This is a genomic window from Mesorhizobium sp. M0030, from assembly GCF_040323695.1.
Taxonomy (GTDB): Bacteria; Pseudomonadota; Alphaproteobacteria; order Rhizobiales; family Rhizobiaceae; genus Mesorhizobium.
On the sequence record NZ_JAMYVE010000011.1, the window covers coordinates 44122 to 63593 of the forward strand.

General features: G+C 63.6%; 20 protein-coding genes. 9 read left to right on the forward strand and 11 right to left on the reverse strand.

The window, feature by feature from the left end; genetic code table 11:
- Positions 1-10: 10 nt before the first annotated feature.
- The 6 genes from NKJ80_RS21365 to NKJ80_RS21390 form a co-directional block, all read right to left on the reverse strand.
- Positions 11-520: an L-2-amino-thiazoline-4-carboxylic acid hydrolase gene (locus NKJ80_RS21365; protein WP_352498268.1), complete on the reverse strand. Its 510-nt coding sequence runs from the start codon at positions 518-520 to the stop codon at positions 11-13.
- Positions 517-1302, reverse strand: a complete 786-nt coding sequence (locus tag NKJ80_RS21370; protein WP_352498269.1) for an ATP-binding cassette domain-containing protein — start codon at positions 1300-1302, stop codon at positions 517-519. Before NKJ80_RS21370 ends, NKJ80_RS21365 begins: the two co-directional genes overlap by 4 nt.
- Entirely contained in the window at positions 1299-2300 is a 1002-nt protein-coding gene (locus NKJ80_RS21375) for an ABC transporter ATP-binding protein (RefSeq protein WP_023804580.1), read from the reverse strand. The genes NKJ80_RS21370 and NKJ80_RS21375 overlap by 4 nt, the downstream gene beginning before the upstream one ends.
- A complete protein-coding gene (locus tag NKJ80_RS21380) occupies positions 2297-3127 on the reverse strand; it encodes an ABC transporter permease (protein ID WP_023735154.1) in 831 nt (276 codons plus the stop codon). The genes NKJ80_RS21375 and NKJ80_RS21380 overlap by 4 nt, the downstream gene beginning before the upstream one ends.
- Positions 3124-4110: an ABC transporter permease gene (locus NKJ80_RS21385; protein ID WP_023826307.1), complete on the reverse strand. Its 987-nt coding sequence runs from the start codon at positions 4108-4110 to the stop codon at positions 3124-3126. The genes NKJ80_RS21380 and NKJ80_RS21385 overlap by 4 nt, the downstream gene beginning before the upstream one ends.
- Positions 4111-4459: 349 nt before the next feature.
- Positions 4460-6064, reverse strand: coding sequence for an ABC transporter substrate-binding protein (locus tag NKJ80_RS21390; protein ID WP_502902216.1), 1605 nt, complete (start codon positions 6062-6064; stop codon positions 4460-4462).
- A gap of 363 nt (positions 6065-6427) precedes the next feature.
- On the opposite strand from NKJ80_RS21390, the gene NKJ80_RS21395 reads away from it, so the two are divergent.
- Positions 6428-7618 carry a M24 family metallopeptidase gene (locus NKJ80_RS21395; protein ID WP_352498271.1) on the forward strand — a complete coding sequence of 397 codons (1191 nt, stop codon included), beginning with the start codon at positions 6428-6430 and terminating at the stop codon, positions 7616-7618.
- Between the two features lie 170 nt (positions 7619-7788).
- Here NKJ80_RS21395 and NKJ80_RS21400 read toward each other — a convergent pair whose 3' ends face one another.
- Genes NKJ80_RS21400 through NKJ80_RS21410 form a run of 3 tightly spaced genes read right to left on the reverse strand, consistent with a single transcriptional unit; the run spans position 7789 to position 10272 of the window.
- Positions 7789-8205: a cupin domain-containing protein gene (locus NKJ80_RS21400; RefSeq protein ID WP_023669853.1), complete on the reverse strand. Its 417-nt coding sequence runs from the start codon at positions 8203-8205 to the stop codon at positions 7789-7791.
- Entirely contained in the window at positions 8202-9065 is an 864-nt protein-coding gene (locus tag NKJ80_RS21405; RefSeq protein ID WP_023704250.1) for a phosphoenolpyruvate hydrolase family protein, read from the reverse strand. The genes NKJ80_RS21400 and NKJ80_RS21405 overlap by 4 nt, the downstream gene beginning before the upstream one ends.
- 13 nt (positions 9066-9078) lie before the next feature.
- Positions 9079-10272 (reverse strand): Tm-1-like ATP-binding domain-containing protein, encoded by a 1194-nt coding sequence (locus NKJ80_RS21410; protein ID WP_352498272.1) that lies wholly within the window; start codon positions 10270-10272, stop codon positions 9079-9081.
- A gap of 111 nt (positions 10273-10383) precedes the next feature.
- Between NKJ80_RS21410 and NKJ80_RS21415 the strand changes: the two genes are divergently transcribed.
- From NKJ80_RS21415 to NKJ80_RS21450, 8 genes are all read left to right on the forward strand, one after another.
- A complete protein-coding gene (locus NKJ80_RS21415) occupies positions 10384-11067 on the forward strand; it encodes a TetR/AcrR family transcriptional regulator (RefSeq protein ID WP_023704248.1) in 684 nt (227 codons plus the stop codon).
- Positions 11068-11369: 302 nt separating this feature from the next.
- Positions 11370-12482, forward strand: a complete 1113-nt coding sequence (locus NKJ80_RS21420) for an ABC transporter ATP-binding protein (RefSeq protein ID WP_027048959.1) — start codon at positions 11370-11372, stop codon at positions 12480-12482.
- Between the two features lie 46 nt (positions 12483-12528).
- The gene (locus NKJ80_RS21425; protein ID WP_023728574.1) at positions 12529-13962 is read left to right on the forward strand and encodes an ABC transporter substrate-binding protein; all 1434 of its coding nucleotides are present in this window, start codon (positions 12529-12531) and stop codon (positions 13960-13962) included.
- An 80-nt stretch (positions 13963-14042) separates the two neighbouring features.
- Positions 14043-15104 carry a carbohydrate ABC transporter permease gene (locus NKJ80_RS21430; RefSeq protein WP_023835039.1) on the forward strand — a complete coding sequence of 354 codons (1062 nt, stop codon included), beginning with the start codon at positions 14043-14045 and terminating at the stop codon, positions 15102-15104.
- Between the two features lie 3 nt (positions 15105-15107).
- On the forward strand, positions 15108-16046 hold the full coding sequence (locus tag NKJ80_RS21435; RefSeq protein ID WP_023728572.1) for a carbohydrate ABC transporter permease: 939 nt from the start codon (positions 15108-15110) through the stop codon (positions 16044-16046).
- A gap of 1 nt (position 16047) precedes the next feature.
- Positions 16048-17136: an ABC transporter ATP-binding protein gene (locus NKJ80_RS21440; RefSeq protein ID WP_023733630.1), complete on the forward strand. Its 1089-nt coding sequence runs from the start codon at positions 16048-16050 to the stop codon at positions 17134-17136.
- Complete coding sequence (locus tag NKJ80_RS21445) at positions 17133-17573, forward strand: hypothetical protein (protein ID WP_031205526.1); 441 nt, start codon at positions 17133-17135, stop codon at positions 17571-17573. Before NKJ80_RS21440 ends, NKJ80_RS21445 begins: the two co-directional genes overlap by 4 nt.
- A 53-nt stretch (positions 17574-17626) precedes the next feature.
- The gene (locus NKJ80_RS21450) at positions 17627-18445 is read left to right on the forward strand and encodes an ABC transporter ATP-binding protein (protein WP_081727371.1); all 819 of its coding nucleotides are present in this window, start codon (positions 17627-17629) and stop codon (positions 18443-18445) included.
- A 27-nt stretch (positions 18446-18472) separates the two neighbouring features.
- Here the strand turns inward: NKJ80_RS21450 and NKJ80_RS21455 are convergent, their stop codons facing one another.
- Positions 18473-18916, reverse strand: a complete 444-nt coding sequence (locus NKJ80_RS21455; RefSeq protein ID WP_050594098.1) for a DUF4437 domain-containing protein — start codon at positions 18914-18916, stop codon at positions 18473-18475.
- Positions 18917-19098: 182 nt separating this feature from the next.
- Positions 19099-19446, reverse strand: a complete 348-nt coding sequence (locus NKJ80_RS21460) for a GFA family protein (protein WP_023815725.1) — start codon at positions 19444-19446, stop codon at positions 19099-19101.
- Positions 19447-19472 lie beyond the last annotated feature (26 nt).

The window sequence follows — 19472 nt, forward strand, 5'->3', positions numbered from 1 at the left end:
TCAGCATTGGCTATCCGGCGGCATCCCTGTTGGTCAGCGCGATGTGGCAGCAGCCGGGGCCGTGGCCCGGCGTCCAGGTGACATTGTCGAAGCGCACGCCCGTTGCCTCGAACAGACCACGGTCGAAAGCGCCGGCGATGCGGCAGAGCGTGGCGAGTTTTTCATCACCGACACCGGCCTCGACCCAGGCGTCCTTCAGCGGACAACGCTTCACCTTGAAGGCGATGTGGTCCGGCCCGCGCTCGACATCGGTCGGATACATCAGGCCGCCATCCGGGCTGACGGCCAAAAATGCCTCGCCGATGGCCGGCGCGTCGTTAGGTCCGAAACGGGCGAAGGCGGCCGCCGCCACCTCCTTGCCGCGCTGCTCGATGGTGCGGATCATGATCGCCTCGGCCTTTTCCGCGCCGAGTTCGCCGGTCAGCTCGTCGAGAAACAGACGGTAGAGATCGGCGCGGTTGCGGAAGGCGGAATCGAGTTCGCGCGAGAGTTTTTCGGCTCTGGCTTCTGGTTCGTTCATGGTACTTGCCTGCTGCTTCTGTCCAATCTTGGCGCCGCCGCAACCAGCGCCTTGCCGATTGCCGATTGCGGCGCGTCGACTACGTTGCGGGGGTCGCCGCTCTCGGCGATCCGCCCGGCGTTGAGAAGAACGACGCGGTGGGCGATGGCCCGTACGACGCCGAGATCATGCGAAATGAAGAGATAGGCGATCCGTTCCCTGGCTTGCAGGTCGAGCAGCAACTCAAGGATCTGTCCGCGGACCGAAACGTCGAGCGCCGACACCGCCTCGTCGAGCACGATCAGCGACGGTTTGGTCGCGATGGCTCGGGCGATGGCGACGCGCTGGCGCTGGCCGCCGGAGATTTCGTGAATGGCGCGCGGGGCGAGATCGGCTGCCAGCCCGACGCGATCCAGCAAGGCAGCAATGCGGGCCGGCCTCTCGGCGCGGGAAGCGATGGCATGGATGCGCAAGGGATCGTCAAGCACGCGAGCCACCGTGGCGCGCGGGTTGAACGCGGCGAGCGGATCCTGGAACACCATTTGCAGGCGCGCGCGCTTGGTGCGCAGGGCCGCACCCTTCAAGAGCAGAAAGTCATCGCCTTCGAACTGGACGGTGCCGGCGTCGGGCTCGATCAACCTAAGCACCAGCCGCGCGATCGTCGACTTGCCGCTGCCGGAGGGCCCGGCCAGCGCCAGCGTCTCGCCGGGTTCGATGGCGAAGGAGACACCGTCGACGGCCGCGATGGCCTTGCCGCCAAGACGGTATCGCTTGGTAAGACCGGAGACGGTGAGCAAGTTCATGCCGGCGCCCGTCGTAGCAGCGGATCGGCGTCGAGGCCGAGATGGGCGTTGAGCAGCGTTCGCGTATAGGCATGGCGCGGGGCGTTTATGATTTGCTCCGTCGGGCCGAGTTCGATCAGTTCGGCGTTCCGGAATACAGCGATACGCTCTGCGAGTTCGGCGGCCAGCGCGATGTCGTGGCTGATGAACAGCAGCGTCATGCCGTCCTCCGCCACCAGTTGCCGAATGAGGCTGACGATTTCGGCTTGCACAATGGTGTCCAGCGCGCTGGTCGCCTCATCGGCGATCAGCAGTTTCGGACCGGCTGCAATGGCCGCGGCAACAGCAACGCGCTGCTTCTGGCCGCCGGAGAGCTGGTGCGGGAAAGCACGCATGGCGGTTTGTGGGTCGGGCAGCCGGACACGTTGGAGCAGGGTTTTGGCTTTGGCGTAAGCTTGTGGCCAGTCGAGGCCGAGGTGGGTGCGGGCGACTTCGGCGATCTGTTTGCCGACGGTCATGACGGGGTCGAGGCTGGCGGAGGGGTCCTGGAAGACGAAACCAATGTCGCGACCGGGAAGGGGGAGCGTGCTGGGCTCGGTTAATTTGAGAGGTCGGCGTTCCGTCACACCCCCCTCTGTCCTGCCGGACATCTCCCCCGCAAGGGGGGAGATTGCTCTCTCATCTCCGCCTTCGCCAACCACGAACGTTGCAGAAGGGAAGCCGTCGGCAAAGCTGCTGATCTCCCCCCTTGCGGGGGAGATGTCCGGCAGGACAGAGGGGGGTGGGAAGGATCGCGGCGCCTGAAATTGCCACTTGACATGCCCTTCAATCTTGGCGCTCGCCGGCAGCAGTCCAGCCACCGCCAGCGCCAGCGTGCTCTTGCCCGAACCGCTTTCGCCAATGATCGCCAGCCGCTCGCCGGCAATAACATCCAGGCTGACCCCCTTCAGCGCCGTCACCTCGCTGCCATCTCGCCGATAGCGCACTGACAGATCGCGTATCTCAGCCAGTGCGGTCACGACAGGCTCCTCCGCACCGCCGTCGTTTCGACCACGCCTTCGCCGGTGAGATAGACGCCAAGCACGGTCAGCACCAAGGCGATGCCCGGAACGATCGACAGAAAGGGCGCGGTGCGCAGCACAGTGCGGCCCTCGGCGATCATGCCGCCCCAAGTGACGCGATTGGGGTCGCCGAGACCGAGGAAGGACAGCGCTGCCTCGGTGAGGATCGCGGCGGCCACGATCACCGAGGACAAGGCCAGCACCGGCGGCAACGCGTTGGGCAACACCTCGCGAAAAGCGATCTCAAGCGGATGCATGCCGATGACGCGAGCGCCGGCGACGTAATCGCGCTCGCGGATCGACAGCACTTCGGCGCGCGCTACACGCGCCGGTCCGGTCCAGGCGCCAAGCGCTATTGCCGTGACGACGACGCCGAGCGACGGCCCGACGACGCTGACGAAGGCCAGCGCCAGGAGAAAACTCGGCACGGTCTGGAAGGCATCGGTGATGCGCATCAGCCCCTCGTCCACAAGGCCGCCGGCAAAGCCGGCCAGCGTGCCGACGACCGCGCCGATGAAGAGTGCCGCCGCTGCCGCCGCCAGGCCGACCGCCAGCGAGGTGCGGGCGCCGTGGAACAGTTCGGCCAGCACGTCACGGCCGAGCCGGTCGGTGCCGAGCGGCAGCGACCAGTCCTGGAAGGGCGGCAGCAGTGCTGGTCCGGCAATGGCCTGCGGGTCGCCGGGGAAGAGCAGCGACGCAAACAGCGCCATGGCGAACAGAAGCGCCAGGATGATCGCGCCGGCGACCGCTTCCGGCCGGCGCAGGAACCGCGGCAGCGCGCTCACGCGCTGGCCTCGCCGGCGCCGACGCGCGGGTCGAGGAAGGCGTAGGCGATGTCGACGGCAAGGTTGACGGCAATGACGAGGACGGCGCTGGTGAGGATGATGCCGAGCAGCAGCGGCGTGTCGCGCGAAGCGACCGCTTCCTGCGCCAGCCGGCCGAGCCCGGGCACGGCAAAGACGCTTTCGATGACGACGCTGCCGCCCAGCATCTGCGCCGATTGCAGGCCGAGCATGGTGACCAGCGGCAAGAGCGCGTTGCGGGCGACATGGGCGAGCACGATGCGGCGGCGTGACAGCCCCCTGGCGCGGGCGGCGAGCACAAAATCCTGCCGCCACGCCTCGGCCATGCCGGCGCGCATCATGCGCAGATAGAGCGCGAGATAGATGAAGCCGAGCGCGGAAACCGGCAGGACGAGGTGGACGGCGATGTCGGTGGCGCGGTCAAAACCGGTCTTGTCCGAGGCCAGGCTCTCGATGCCGCCGATCGGCAGCCAGCGCAGGTCGACGGCAAAGACGACGATCAGCACCAGGCCAAGCCAGAAACCCGGCACGGCATAAAGCGCCAGCGAGCCGATCGACAGGAAGCAGTCGCGAAAGCTGCCGGGTCTGGCGCCGGCGTAGATGCCGAGCGCCGAGCCCAAACCGAAGGAGAGCGCGGTGGCGGTCACCATCAAGAGCAGTGTCGTCGGCAGGCGTTCCAGGATGACATCGCGAATTGGCCGCGAGAAGGTAACGGACTGGCCGAGGTCGAAATGCAGCAGCGCCCAGAGATAGTTCGCGAGCCGTGTCAGCTCGGACTGGTCGAGGCCCCAGCGATGACGCAGCAATTCGATCATGCCGGCGTCGCCGCCGGTCGAGACGATGTAGGCGTCGACCGCGTCACCGGGGGCGGCTTCCAGGAGGAGGAATGTGCCGATGATGACGATCAGCAGCACGAAGATGCTGCCGACGAGGCGACGGCGAATGAGGGTGAGGGCACGGGTCATGGCTGCCTTACCCTCCCCCTTGTGGGGAGGGTCGATCCGCGAAGCGGAGCGGGGTGGGGGTTCTCGTAGGGCGCTGGCCCCCCCCCCCGGGGGGGGGGGGGGGGGGGGGGGGGCCGCGCGCGCCGCGCGCGCCCCCCGCCGCGGGGGGGGGGGGGGGGGGTTCTCGTAGGGCGCTACCCCCACCCCGTCGAGCGGCTGCCGCTGCGCAGCAACCGCTCGCCGACCCTCCCCACAAGGGGGAGGGTGAAGGTTGGCGCTATCCGGCAGGACAGAACAGAGGCGTGAAGGAACTCTCATCCCTGATGATGAGCATTCGTCCAACCGATGCGCAAGCATGCCGGGCTGATCGCTAGCCAGCCAGATAGGTGTCCGCCCAGTTCGACACCGCCCATCGCGGGTTGTTGGCGATGTTGCCCACGGTATCGCGCGCGACGCTGATGAAGCTCCATTCGGCGACGTTGATCAGCGGCAGGTCCGCCGCGACCTGTTTCTGGAATTCCTTGTAGAGGTCGGTGCGCGCTGACGTATCCAGCGTCTCCGAAGCCTTGGCGATCAGCGCGTCGAGCGCGGCGTTCTTGTAGCCGCCCTGGTTGGAGAACGGCACGCCGTCGGGAATGCCGCTCTGCACCAGGATGGTGGTCGAGATCGCCGGGTCGCCGCGGAACACCGGCGGGCCGACGGCGAGGTCGAAGGCGTGGTCGGTGTAGACGGCCTTGATGTGCGCGGCCGAGTCGTTGTTGACGATCACGGCGTCGATGCCGATTGCCGCCAGCGCCTGGCGCAGATAGTCGCCGAACTGTTTTGTTTCGTTGAAATAGGGTGCCGGCAAAAGCTTGAGCGCAAACCGCTTGCCATCATCGGCCTTGGTGTAGCCGGCCTCATCGAGCAGGGCGTTGGCCTTGGCGACGTCGAAGGGATAGGTCGGCACGTCGGCGGTGTAGAATTGCGGGTCGTTCTTCGGCACCGGACCGGTAGCGGTGGCGGCATAGCCGAGGAACACCGTCTTGACGACGAAGTCCTTGTCGATGGCATGCGCGATCGCCTGGCGGACCTTCACGTCGGCCAGTTCCTTGCGGCGATGGTTGATCTCGACGACGAGCTGATAGGTCAGCCCCTCATAGCCCTTGGAGATCACCTTCAGGCCCGGCACCTTGGAGATGCGGTCGAGGTCGGCCAGGGGCACGGCGGAGAAGGCGGCGAGCTGGATCTCATCGGCCTCGAGCGCCGCTGCAGCCGACGTGCGGTCGGGTAGCACCTGGTAGATGATCTCGTCGAGATACGGCTCGTCCTTGGCCCAGTAATCCGCATTCCTGGTCAGCTTGTAATACTGGCCGGCCTTGTATTCGCCGAACTTGAACGGCCCGGTGCCGATGGGTGCATTGTTGGCCGGGTTGTCCTCGATCTTGCCGACCTCGTAGATGTGCTTCGGCACCACGCTTGACAGCGCCGGCAGCGCGTTGCGGATCAGCTGGAACGGCGTTGGCTTGGCGAATTTGAAGACGGCGGTCAGATCGTCAGGGGTGTCGACGCTGGCCAGATCCTTGAACACGGTGCGGCCGAGATTTTGCAGCGGCTTCCAGATCTGCAGCGCGGAGAAGGCGACGTCGGCCGAGGTGAACGGCTCGCCGTCATGCCACTTGACGCCGTCGCGCAGTTTGAAGGTCACCGACAGCCCATCGGCAGCACCTTCCCAGGAGAGCGCAAGACGGGGTTCCAGTCCGTCCTTGCCTTCGAACGAGGCTTCGGCCAGCGTTTCGACGATCTTGCTGGAGATGAAGAAGACGCCGTTGGAGGCGACGATGGCCGGATTGAGGTTGCGCGGCTCGGAATCGGCGGCAAGCACGAGGCGGCCGCCCTTCTTCGGCGTCTGCGCCCAGCTGAATGTGGGCATGGCGGTGGAGGCCAGCAGTAAAACTGAGCCGCCAAGCAGCGTGCGCCTGGAAATATCCGACATGATCAACCTCCGTCCTCTCCGCGACCAGATGGGCGCACCCCTCGAAGCTGGCGGCACCCGCCAGCATCCTCGCGGCGATTATCGCCCTTGCCAAGGGTTTCGCCAGAGACGGAATTGGCGCATCTTTGCTTGGCTTTGAAATTTTCGTCCTCTGGACCAGTTTTAGAGGTGGCCCTTTCATTCTGGTATTCTGGTAGGACCAGATTGCCGTAGTGTGCAGCAATGACGAGTGGTGACAGCCTGCCGAAGCAATCTAACCTGTTTCTGGCTGGACCAGAGTTAACGAAATGGTGCAGATTTGATCGAAGCCAAGGGATTGGACGCAGTACGGCCGGCGATCCCACTGATATCAGGGAGAGAAAGATGAACATCGCCCCGGGCAAGAGCGCCGTCAGCAATATCCCGTTCGATCAGGCGAGGGTCGACCGGCTGATGGAAGAGGCCGGCATCGATGTTCTGCTCGCGACCTCCAAGCACAACACGCAGTATCTGCTTGGCGGCTACAAGTTCATCTTCTTTGCCGCCATGGATGCGATCGGCCATAGCCGTTACCTGCCTATCGTCCTCTACGAAAAGGGCGGGCCCGGTCATGCCGCCTATATCGGCAACCGCATGGAAGGCGCCGAGCACCAGAACAGCCCGTTCTGGACGCCGACGCTGCATGCCGCCTGCTGGGGCACGCTCGATGCTGCCAATCTTGCGGTCGAGCACATCAGCAAGATCGGCAAGGCCGGCGCCCGCCTCGGCATCGAGCCGGCCTTCCTGCCGTCGGACGCCTATGCGCTGATCCGCAAGGCGTTGCCGGATGCCAGGCTGATCGACGCGACCGGCATGCTGGAGAGCATGCGCGCCATCAAGACCGACGCCGAGCTGGAAAAGCTGCGTATCGCCTCCGAGCTGATCACCGATTCCATGTTGGCGACCATCCGGTGGGCGCATGAAGGCACGACCAAGGCGGAGATCATCGAGCAGCTGCGGCGTGAGGAAACCAATCGCGGCGCGCATTTCGAATATTGCCTGCTGACGTTGGGCGCCAGCCACAACCGCGCGGCGTCACCGCAGGCGTGGAAAAAGGGCGAAGTGCTGTCGATCGATTCCGGCGGCAATTATCACGGCTATATTGGCGATCTCTGCCGCATGGGCATTCTGGGCGAACCGGATGCCGAGCTTGAGGATCTATTGGCCGAGGTCGAGACGGTGCAGCAGGCGGCGTTCTCGAAGGTGAGGGCGGGCACCATCGGCGGCGACATGATTTCGCATGCCGAGGGTGTGCTGAAGGCCTCCAAGGTCGCGCCCTACACGGATTTCTTCGCCCACGGCATGGGCCTGATCACGCATGAGGCTCCGTTCCTGATGACCAACCATCCGGTGACCTATGAAGGCACCTATGCCGCCAAGCCGCTGGAGACAAACATGGTGCTGTCGGTGGAGACGACCATGCTTCACCCGACGCGGGGGTTCATCAAGTTGGAGGACACGTTGGCGGTGACGGAAGCGGGATATGTGATGTTTGGGGATCGGGCGCGGGGCTGGAATAGAGGTGGGATAGCCTAGCTCGGCGCTACCCCCTCACCCGGATTGCCATCCGAATTGCGAAGGGCAATTCGGGGCTATCCGACCTCTCCCCGAGGGGAGAGGAGTTTGCGCCGGCGCTGGCTTCTGCCTCTTCTCCCCTCGGGGAGAAGGTGGCCGCGAAGCGGCCGGATGAAGGGGGCCTTTCGCGATTACTTCCCCGCCGGGATCAACCTGAAATCCGGCAACTCCCGCAGCACCAGTTCGGGTCCGGCCGGCGAATAGACGACGAAGAGCTGCATCGGCCCATCGCCCGTGTTCAGTGTCGAATGGAAACGGCTTTCCGGCACATAGATGGTGCAGCCGGGGCCGACCTTGGCGACGACCGGATTGCCCTCCTCGTCCTCCACCATCTGCTCGCCATTGCCTGAGATGACGAAGATGATCTCTTCCGCGCCGGGATGGTTGTGGCGCGTGTGTCCCTTGCCTGAGGGCAGGTCGACGACACCGCCGGAAAAGCGCTCAGCGCCATTCACTTCAGGCGCCACCGTCAGCGACAGCTTGCCCCAGTCAAAGCCGAAGGCGCTCACGTCCTTCGGGTATACGAATACCTTGCTCTTGTCGGTCATGATCTCATCCCCTTCTTTTTCTTCTGGTCGTGCAGCATGACGGCCTTGAAATCCGCCGTCTGCCTGGCGATCGCGGCTTCAGCCGGCAGCCGTTCCATCGAACTCGCGCCATAAAAGCCGTGCAGGCCCTTGCAGCGGTCGAGGATGTAGCGGGCATCATCCGGCATCGAGATCGGCCCGCCATGGCAAAGCAGGATGACATCCTTGCGCACCGAGCGCGCCGCGTTGGCGATGACGTCGATCTCGACCACGCAGTCGTCGAGCGACTTGGCCGACGTGGCTCCGATCGAGCCGCCGGTCGTCACCCCCATATGGGCAACGACGATGTCGGCGCCGGCTTTTGTCATGGCGCGCGCCTCGTCGGGGTTGAAGACATAGGGCGTGGTCAGAAGATCGAGCTTGTGCGCCTCGGCGATCATGTCGACCTCCAGCCCGAAGCCCATGCCGGTTTCCTCAAAACTCTGGCGCATGCTGCCATCGAACAGGCCGATGGTCGGGAAATTCTGCACGCCGGAAAAGCCCATCGTCTTCAGCTCGGCAAGCAGCAGCGGCATGATGACGAACGGATCGGTGCCGTTGACACCGGCCAGCACCGGCGTCTTTTTGACCACCGGCAGCACCTCATAGGCCATTTCCTTGACGATCTCGTTGGCGTTGCCATAGGCGAGCAGGCCCGCAGCCGAGCCGCGCCCGGCCATGCGATAGCGGCCGGAATTGTAGATGATGATGAGGTCGATGCCGCCGGCTTCCTCGGCCTTGGCCGACAGGCCAGTGCCGGCGCCGCCCCCAACGATGGGCACGCCGTCGGCGATCATCGCCTTGAACTTCTTCAATATGTCCTTGCGCGGTATTGCGGGCATTTGTTGGCTCTCACTATCTGGCGATGTCGAGGAAGGCCGCGGTTGCGGCTTTGGCAAATTCCGGATCGTTGATGTGCAACGGCAGGCGTGAGACCCGGCGCGCGGCGTTCGGCTTGATGGTGCGCTCGACGGCATCGAACAGCACGGCGTCGGCTTCGGGGTCGAAGAAGGCGCCGCCCTCGATGTCGAGTGCCGAGACGCCTTTTTCGGGGATCAGGAAATGCACAGGGCCCTCGCAGCGAGCGAGCCTGGTGCCGATCCGCTCGCCTATACAGCGGCATTCATCCACCGTGGTGCGCATCAGTGTGACGTTGGGATTGTGCTCGTAGAACAGCCGGCCCCTAAACTTCTCGGGAATGGTCGGCGGCGCCCAGAAATTGACCATGTCCAGCGCGCCGACCGAGCCTACATAGGGCAGCTTGGTGCGGGCGATGGCGCCGAAGCGGTCCTCCGTCGCAGGCAGCACGCCGCCGAGCAGCAGGTCGCAGACTTCCGTCGTGGTGATGTCGATGACGCCGGCGAGCAGGCCCGAGTCCGCGAGCTTCTCCATCGAGCGGCCGCCGGTGCCGGTGGCGTGGAAAACCATGCAGTCATAGTTGGCGCGCAACTGATCCGCGATGGAGGTCACGCAAGGCGTGGTGACGCCGAACATGGTGAGCCCGAGTGCCGGCTTGCCGGTGGCAGTCGGCGCCGGCTTTGCGGCCATGCCGGCGATCGCTTGCGCCGCGTTGTGCAGCACCGTGCGGGAGAGCCGGTTCAGTCCCGCCATATCGGTGACCGATGGCATCATGATGATGTCGGAGACGTCGACATAGGCCGCGGTGTCGCCGGAGGCGAGCGTCGAGACCATGATCTTGGGCAGCCCAAGCGGCAGCGCGCGCATGCCGGCAGTGATGATCGACGTGCCGCCGCCGCCGCCAATGCCGATCACGCCTGATATGTCGTCGCGCGACGGAATGAAATTTGTGAAGGCGGCGCTCATGCCGGCCACCGCCGTGCCGCGATCATCGATGCCGAGCACGCCACTGGCTCCATCCGGATGATGCGCCGCGACCTCGCTGGCCGGGATATCGACCGGCACGGTGGCGCCGCGCGTTCCGATGTCGACACGGGCAACCGAACTGCCGGTGGCGGCAATAGCATCGGCCAGGAAGGCAAGTTCCTCGCCCTTGGTGTCGGCTGTGCCCACCACGTAGATGCGCTTCATCGCGTTTCTCCCGTCACCGGCCGACCGGCGCCGGGCCGCCTGTCGCCCTTTGCCGGCCTTTCGGTGGGCAAAGGTCATTGCAATTTTTTGAGACGTGCGTATCGTATTGACATGGAAGTCTCACGTCAACAAGCCGCTGGGAACGACGACGCCAACGAGGCTGCAGAACGCGGCCCACGGGCCCGCACAAAACGGCTGATGCTGAAGACGGCGACGCGGCTGATGCAGGCGGGCGTCACCCCGTCGGTCAGCGAAGTCGCGGAGGCGGCGCAAGTGTCGCGCGCCACCGCCTATCGCTATTTCCCCAGCCAGGCAGCCCTGGTGCAGGCGGTGGTCGACGAGGGGCTTGGGCCGATCCTGACCTGGCAATCGACGTCCACCGATGCCGGGCGCCGCGTTGCCGAATTGTTCGATACCGCCATGCCGCGCATCGAAGCTTTCGAGGCAACTTTCAAGGCAGCGCTGAAACTGTCGCTCGACCAATGGGCGCAGCGGCAGGCGGGCACGCTGGGCGGCGAGCCGCAATTCACGCGCGGACATCGCGTCCAGCTGCTGAAGGATGCCATCGCACCGCTCAAGGGCCGGCTGCCGCCGCGCGAGTTCAAGCGCCTGGCGCAGGCGCTTTCGATGATGTTCGGCGTCGAAGTGCTGATCGTGCTGAAGGATATATGGGGGCTCGATAGCCGCGGCATGCGGTCGGTCGCGCAATGGGCGGCGGGCGCCCTTGTGCGCGCCGCGGTGGCGGAATCAACGGCTGAAATCGATGCGGCCCCGACAGCGGCATTGGCGAAATAGCGCCAATCTGGTTCGACCAGATTTGGATGCCCACTATTGATGTTAACCGGGATGGCAGTGCCGAAACAAGGCTCTCCTATATCAACGAGTAGGAAAATTCAGGGAAAACAGTCGGATACATGAAAAATCCGGTTATACAAGGTCCGGTGGTGATCCAAGAAAGAGCTTGACGGCTATCCAAAATTGGTAATACCAGATCAGGAAAGAAAAGGCGGATCGAGAATGACAGCCGCAGTCCATTTCGGCAGGACGAGGAGAATCATACGGATGGCGCGTGTTCCGTCCGCACGAGGTGGCGCATCGTGACGCAGACGTCGCCTCGCGCCAGTGACGGCAAGGGGATTGCGCTGCGCCTCGATGGGCTCAGCAAGGCCTATGGATCCGTGCGCGCCATCAACGACCTGAGCTTCGCCGTCGACGAAGGCCGCTTCTTCGTACTCTTCGGGCCGAGCTCCGTTGGCAAGACGACGACGCTGCGCACTATCGCCGGCCTCGTCAAGGCCGACTCCGGCACGCTTGAGATCGGCGGCCGCGACATGGCCCATGCGCCGATCGCCGGCCGAGGCATCTCGATGGTCTTCCAGTCTTTCGCGCTTTACCCCCACCTCACGGTCTATGACAATCTCGCCTACCCGCTGCGCGAGGAGAAAGCCGCGCGCGCCGAGATTGACAAGCGGGTGAAAGAGACCGCCGAGATCCTGAAGCTGACACACCGCCTGAAGGCCAAGCCGGCAACCCTGTCCGGCGGAGAGCAGCAGCGCGTCGCGCTCGGCCGCTCCCTGATCCGCCGGCCAAAGATTCTTCTGCTCGATGAGCCGCTCACCAATCTCGACGCCAAGCTTCGGCACGAGACGCGCGCCGAGCTGAAGCGGCTGCACCGCCAGTTCGGCATGACCGTGATCTATGCCACGCCCGACGAGATCGAGGCTCTCTCGATGGGCGAGACGATCGCCGTCATGCGCGATGGGGGCATCGTCCAGATCGGCACGCCAGACGAGCTTTACGAGCAGCCGATCGATACCTATGTCGCCAGCAAGATCGGCTCGCCGCACATGAATCTGTTCACGGCCTCGGTGCGCGCCGACACCAGATCTTTCGACACGCCGCTCGGGACTCTGGTTCCGGCGACGGCGCCAAAGACTGCCGATGCCAACGAGGCCGCGCTGATCGGCATTCGCCCGAGCGACATTCGGCTCGCCGCCAAGGGCGAAGCCGGGGTTGCCTCGAAGGTGCATCTGGTCGAACCGCTCGGCGACATAACGATCGTCTCGGTCGAGGCCGGCGGCGAGATGTTGCGCATGGTGCTGCCGGAAGCGATCGCCGCCAGCATCAGGACCGGCGATTCGGCATCGATCGCCATCGATAACAGGAAAATCCACGTCTTCCGCGCCGCGAGCGGCCAGGCAATGACCTGACTCGAAAGGCGAGAAGCAATCCGGTTAACCAAGGGAGGAAACGCGAATGACGGCGATGACCAAACTGAAAGGGCTAGCGACAGCCGCAAGCTTCGCTGCCACACTACTGGTGGGAGGCGTGACCTATGCCTCTGCCGAAGAAGTGACGTTGACGATGGCGGTGCCGGATTGGCCCCCGACCCGCATTATGAAGAAGTTCTTCGACGAGCAGTACAAGCCGAAGTCTGGCAATACTGTGAAGCTCGATGTGGACTTCATTCCGTGGCCGGATTTCTACACCCGCGTCAACGCCTCGTTGACCTCGGGCGAAAAGAAGTACAACTTCATCGTGTCGGACTCGCAGTGGCTGGGCGCCTTCGTCGAAGGCGGCTACTTCCGCAAGATCAACGATCTCATCGATGCCGACCCGGAACTCAAGGCGACGATGGAGTCGATGCATCCCGCCGTGCTCAACGCCTACTCGACCTATCCCAACAGCACGCCGAACTACTACGGCTTCCCGCAGTTCCCGGACGTGCTGGTCACCTACGGCCGCAAGGACGTGCTCTGCAACAACGACGAGCAGGCCGCCTACAAGGCGAAGTACAATGAGAAGCTGCCCTGCACCGGCGAAGAAATCGACGCCATGGACTGGAACACGTTCGAGCATGTTGGCGAATTCTTCCAGCGCAAGAAGGGCGACAAGCTCGCCGGCCAGGTGCTGGATGACGATTTCTATGGCATCGCCTATCAGGCAGGCAAAGGCTACGACTTCTCGACGAGCTCGGTCCACACGTTCGTCTGGGAGCATGGCGGCGGCATCTGGGATGAAACCAAGGCCCCGACCGGACATGCCGAAGGCGTCGTAAACTCCCCGAAGTCCATCGAGGGCATGGAGCATTTCCTCAAATTGCTGAAGTTCATGCCGCCGGTGGTCAAGACCGGCACCATGGACATCTTCGTCTCGGACCAGTTGTTCCGTGAAGGCAAGGTGGCCATGAACATCGACTGGATCGGTCTCGCCGAAGCCTCGCTCGATCCCAAGACGTCGAAGGTTGCCGACAAGCTGGTGTTCGGATTGGCGCCAGGCCTGCGCGGTGCCGACGGCAAGGTGAATCGTACGTCACAGATCGGCGGACAGCCTTTCGTTCTCACCACCTGGACGACGCCTGAGCAAATCAAGGAAGCGGTTGGCTTCGTGAAGTGGTGGCTCTCGCCTGATATCCAGCACCAGTTCGCCGCCGGCGGCGGCCAGTCCGCGATCAAGTCGGTCTACAGCGATCCGAAGTATGTGACCTATCGTCCGTGGGACCGCGCCTGGGCGAACTCGCTCGACTGGCAGAAGGACATGTGGCACGTGCCGCAGTTCTTCGAACTGCTCACCCAGCAGCAGGACCAGTACGACCTAGCCATCACTGGCAAGCAGGACGCCAAGACCACCTTGGACAACATCGCCAAGTTCCAGGAGGACCTCCTGAAGAACGATGGTCTTATCCAGTAACCTTCCGACATAGCTGCGGGGAGCGGGCAAAAGCCGCTCCCCGTCATTGCCACTTCAGGCGCTCCATATTTCGGACTCCCATGACCGCTGTTTCAAGCACGCTGCTGACACCACGCCTTACCGCGGTTGTTGCCCACAACTGGAAACTCGCCATCGCTGTCGCTGTCGTCGTGTCGGCCATATCAATGGCGGGCTTGCCTGCGGCTGTCTCCTTCTGGGTGGTGGGCGCCGCGGTGGCGTTGGTCGCGGCCGCATTTACAGTCAACGCGTATCGCCGCCACTACTTCGGCGCCTTGCTGGTCGCTCCGGCAATCGCCGTTCTGTTTGTGATGAATATCTTCCCCCTGCTGTGGTCGCTGGGCCTTTCGTTCTTCGCCTACCAGGCAAACCAGCAGACGATCCGCTTCGTCGGACTCGGGAACTACATCCGGATCCTTACCAACGATCTCGCTGCTCACGCGACTTGGGGCGCGCTGATCAATACCGCCATGTTCGTCGTGTTCACCGTCTCCGCGCAGATGATCGTCGGCTTTCTGCTGGCCATCCTGTTCGCCAAGCAATTTCCGCTGCGCAAGTATTTGTTGATCCTGGTGCTTACACCGATGATGCTTTCGGTTGTCGCCTCTGGCGTGTTCTTCACCTACTACTATGACCCGACATTCGGGATTCTCAGCTACGTCATCAATTCCATCTCCGGCAACCAGTTCATCCTGATGAGCAACAAAGTCGGTGCCGTGGCGGGAATCGTTTTCGCCGACGCATGGATGTGGTCGCCCTTCGTCATGCTCCTTGTGCTGGCGGGCCTCGTCTCGGTGCCGAAATACCTTTACGAGGCCGCTGCCATCGACCGTATTTCCAGCTGGCGGCAATTCTGGATGATCACCTTCCCCTACATCCGCGGCCTTCTGATGTTGGCCCTTCTCTTCCGCACCATCGAGGCATTCAAGCTGGCGGATCTCGTCATCCTCCTCACCAAGGGCGGCAACGACACGCTGACGATCTCCTATCACTTGATCCGCATCGCCAACGAGCAGAACAAGACGAGTGAGGGCGCGTCGATCTCCTATCTGATGCTGTTCATGGTGATCGTTCTCACCAACCTCTACCTGTACCTCGCAAACCGCCGTACGCAGGGAGCCTAACCCGTGACCGAATCGATATTGGGAAAGCTCGGCTTCCGCAGGGCCAGCGGAGTAGACGAGGCCGGCTGGGGGCGGACGCTCGCCGTGGCCGTCGTCGCCTTTATCTATTTTCTGCCGGTGCTGTTCATCATATTCACCGCCTTCAAACCGCAGGGCGACGCGCTTCTGGTGCCTCCGACGCTGTCGCCCACGTCGCTGTTCGGCTTGATTCCGGATCATTTTGTGTTCAAGCCCACGCTCGAAAATTTTGGGTCCGTCTTTTCTCGCTCGATGACGTCGGGCGGTGCCCCGGAAGCGACAGGATTCGACCGTTATTTCTTCAACTCGATCTTCATCGCCTCGGCTTCGGTGCTGCTGGCGCTGGTCATCGGCACCCTGGCGGCCTTCGGCTTCTCGCGCTATCCGCTGAAAGGCAATGACACCTACCTGTTCATCATCCTGACCACGCGCATGCTGCCGGCGATTGTGGTGATCATTCCGGTGATCCTGATGTTCCGCGTAGTGGGCCTGTCGGGCTCGTATCTCGGCATCATCATGCTCTACACCGCCTTCAACCTGGCCTTCACCATCTGGATGATGAAGAGCTTCTTCGATGAATTGTCGCCAGACGTCGAGGATGCCGCCCGCCTCGACGGATCGTCCGGAATGCGGGTGTTCTTCAAGATTTGCCTGCCCCAGGTCATTGCCGGGCTCGCCGCCACGTTCGTGTTCGGCCTGATCCTCACCTGGAACGAGTTCCTCTTCGCCCTCTTGCTCTCGGGGCCCGACACGAGGACGGTCCCGGTCGCCATGAACCAGGCCGTGTCGTCGGGTGGACGCGGCACCGACTGGACTTTGCTTGCCGCCATCGAAACCCTGTTCCTCGTCCCAGTCTTCCTGGTCACCTTCTTCTTGCAAAACCATCTGTTGCGCGGTGTTACCTTCGGCACGGTGAAGCGCTGAGATGTCAACCATCGAACTCCGCAAAGTCACCAAGCGCTTCGGCTCCTTCACCGCGGTCAAGGACGTTGACCTGTCGGTGGCCGCCGGTGAGGTCGTCTGCCTTCTCGGCCCGTCCGGCTGTGGCAAGACGACGACCTTACGCGTCATCGCCGGGCTGGAAAGCGTCACTGACGGCGAGGTCGTCGTCGCCGGCAAGGTGATGAACAAACTGCCGCCCGAAAAGCGCGACATCGCCATGGTGTTCCAGTTCTACGCGCTCTACCCGTCGGCATCGATCGCCGAGAACATCGCCTTCCCGCTCTATCATGACGGCATTTCCGGGGCTGAGCGGACTGCCCGCGTCAACCGCGTCGCCGCGATCCTTCACTTGGAGCACGTTCTCGACCGGCTGCCGAACCAGATATCCGAGGGCGAAAAGCAGCGCGCCGCCATGGCCCGCGCCATCGTCCGCGACCCCAATTGCTTCCTCTTCGACGAGCCCTTGTCGCGTCTCGATGTCGAACTGCGCCAAACCATGCGTGGCCAGATCAAGGAAGTGCTGCAGGGCCTCTCCAAAGCGACCGTGATCGTGACCCATGACCAGCTCGAAGCGCTCACCATGGCCAACCGCATCGCCATCATGAAGGACGGCCTGATCGAGCAAGTCGGCTCACCGCACGAGGTATTTGCCAAGCCCGCCAATGCTTTCGTGGCGAGCTTCATCGGCACGCCGCAGATGAATCTTCTCGAGGCCGACCTCAAGGCCTTCGCCGATGGCACGGCGGACATGACCGTGGCCGGCATTAGTCTGGCGATCCGCACGGACGCGGCGGTCGCGCGCCTGCAGCCCGGCAAGGTGACGATCGGTGTCCGCCCCCGTGCTTTCACCGTGACCGATACGGGGGACCGTGGCACCATCTCCGCCAGAGCCGAGCTCATCGAGCCCATGGGCGCCGAAACCCTTATTCATGCCCGCACGGCGGCAGGCGCCGACATCCGCGTCGTGGTGACGAGAAGCCAGTGGGTCAAGGTCGGCGAGGCGCTGAATCTACGCCCCGATCCCAGGCAAACCCATGTCTTCGATGGCGCCGGAAAGGCGGTGCGGTCATGAGCGACAGTTCTTCCGGCATGAGCCGCGCCGGCGCGTTCCGCCTCGAGCTCTTCATCATTGGCCTCGGCGTCTTGGCGCTGGTGCTGATCTTTCAACCCTTTTCCATCGGCCTGTACGCGGTCGGCAGCGGTCTCGTGGTGCTTGCCGGGCTCATCAACAACCTGCTGCCGTTGGCCCAGCCGGGCGTCAAGGCGCGCAGTGTGGTGACCGTAGCGCTGGTCGTGGCGCTGGTCTTCTGCATTGCGCTGCTGGTATCGATCACGGCGGCGCATCTCTACGGCGTCTTCTTCCTCAATCCACCGGACCCCAACACTCTCGCCGGCAAGGCGCAGCTCGCCACGCCGCCTTTCTACAAGCAGGCTTTCGTGTGGGAAATCGCCGCCGCGGCGGTGATTCTCGCGCTGATCGTCACCGCTCTCAACAAGACAGCGCGATGATCAGCAGCTGACGCTATCCGGCAGGTCGCGCTCGCGCCCGTCCGCGACGGTCGGTGTGCGTCGCCCTCTCAACTCTCACGCCGTCATCCTCCGGCTTGACCGGAGGACCCGACGCCGAGATCAAGGATCGTGTCGACCGCGCCGCCAAAACACTCAGGATCGAACATCTGCTCGACCGCAAGACCGATCGTCTGTCCGGCGGCGAAATGCAGCGCGTTTCGATCGGCCGCGCCATCGTGCGCAAGCCGCGCGTGTTCCTGATGGACGAACCGCTGTCGGCGCTCGACGCCAAACTGCGCGAGGCGCTACGCACGGAACTGAAGAACCTGCAGATCCAGCTCGGCGCCAACTTCCTGTTCGTCACCCACGACCAGATCGAGGCGATGTCGATGGGCGACAAGGTGGGCGTGCTCAACCATGGCCGCATCATCCAGACCGGCACGCCGCACGAGATCTACAACAATCCGCGCGATACCTACGTGGCCAGCTTCGTCGGCTCGCCGCCGATGAACCTGATCGATGGCAAGCTGGTCAACGGCCGCGCGGTGATGGCGCCGCTGAATTTCGAACTGCCTTTCTCTGGGGGTGCCAAGGCGGGCGGTGCGACCGACGGTCGCCCGCTCGTCTTCGGTATTCGACCTGAGGATGTGTATCTTGAAAGCGGTGCGCCGGTCGAGGCACGCGTCCACGATGTCGAGAACCATGGCGTGGAAAAGATCCTGACTCTGCGGGTCGGCGACACGACGCTGCGCGCCACGGTGCCGGCCAGAACCGATGTCCACATCGAGCAGCCGGTGCGCTTTGCCTGGAATCAGGACAAGGTGGTGCTGTTCGACAAGGGCAGCGGCGTGAGCTTGCGGCACGCCAGCTAGTTGCGGTCGAACGACGGCGCCGCCTGACTATTTCTGGAAGTAGGTCTCGTAAGGCGTATCGTTGATCAGCAGGATCACGCACTCCGTCTCCGAGAGGCAGGCGTCGTCGTGCATCTCGTTGGCCTTCTGGGTCCAGTAGGATCCCGGCGGCAATTCGACCTTCGTCGCTTCGCCGCCGTCCATTTGCCAATGCGCCCACAGTCCCTTGATGACCACCGCGCGATAGTCGGCGGTGTGCGCATGAACCGGCGCGCGCCAGTTGCCGGGAACTTTCAGCAAGGTGCCCGCCGGGCCTTTGGCCCGGTCACCCCACAACGGGCCAAGGCGATGCGGCTGGTCTGGCACTTCGGCGACATAGGGGATCTTGTCGGCCGGGAGATAGCTGTCCTCGAGGGCAAAGGCGCGAGCGGGAAAGACGCAAGACGGCGAGCGCCAGAAACGCGCCGTCTTCGGCGGCCTGGTGGTCGACAATGCCGGTGTGGCCAGCGCCTTCGCCTATTGTGGCGCTGCGACCTTGCTGGCGGCGATCGTTGTGTTCGCGCGCGGCCCTAAGCGCGTCGAATAGCCGATAGCCATCCTTGGCTAAAGCAGCGGGCCCGAGAACTATCAAGGTTTTCGGGGCGTTGCTTTTGTGGTGAGAGGCCACCGTAGGGTCAGACCGCGCGGCCGTCGAAGTCGAAGACCGGCAGGCCGGTGGGATCGAAATCGGCGACGCAGTTGAGGTTGACGTAGGCGCTGCGTTCGCTGCCCTGACTGACATCCTCGGCAAAGGGATGGATGCCGCAGGTCCGGCAGAAGCGATGCGCCATTGCATGATTGCCGAATGTGTAGGTGCCGAGATCGTCGCCCCACGCCAGCACCGTCAGGCTGTCATGCGGGATGGCGGCCAACAGCGCGCCCTTGCGCGAGCAGATCGAACAATTGCACCTCACGGCGCCGGTCAGCTGCGCCTTGAATTCGAACGCAACCTTGCCGCAGTGGCAGCTGCCTTTGTACAGCATCAGTCCCTTCCTATCGCTGGCAGGTG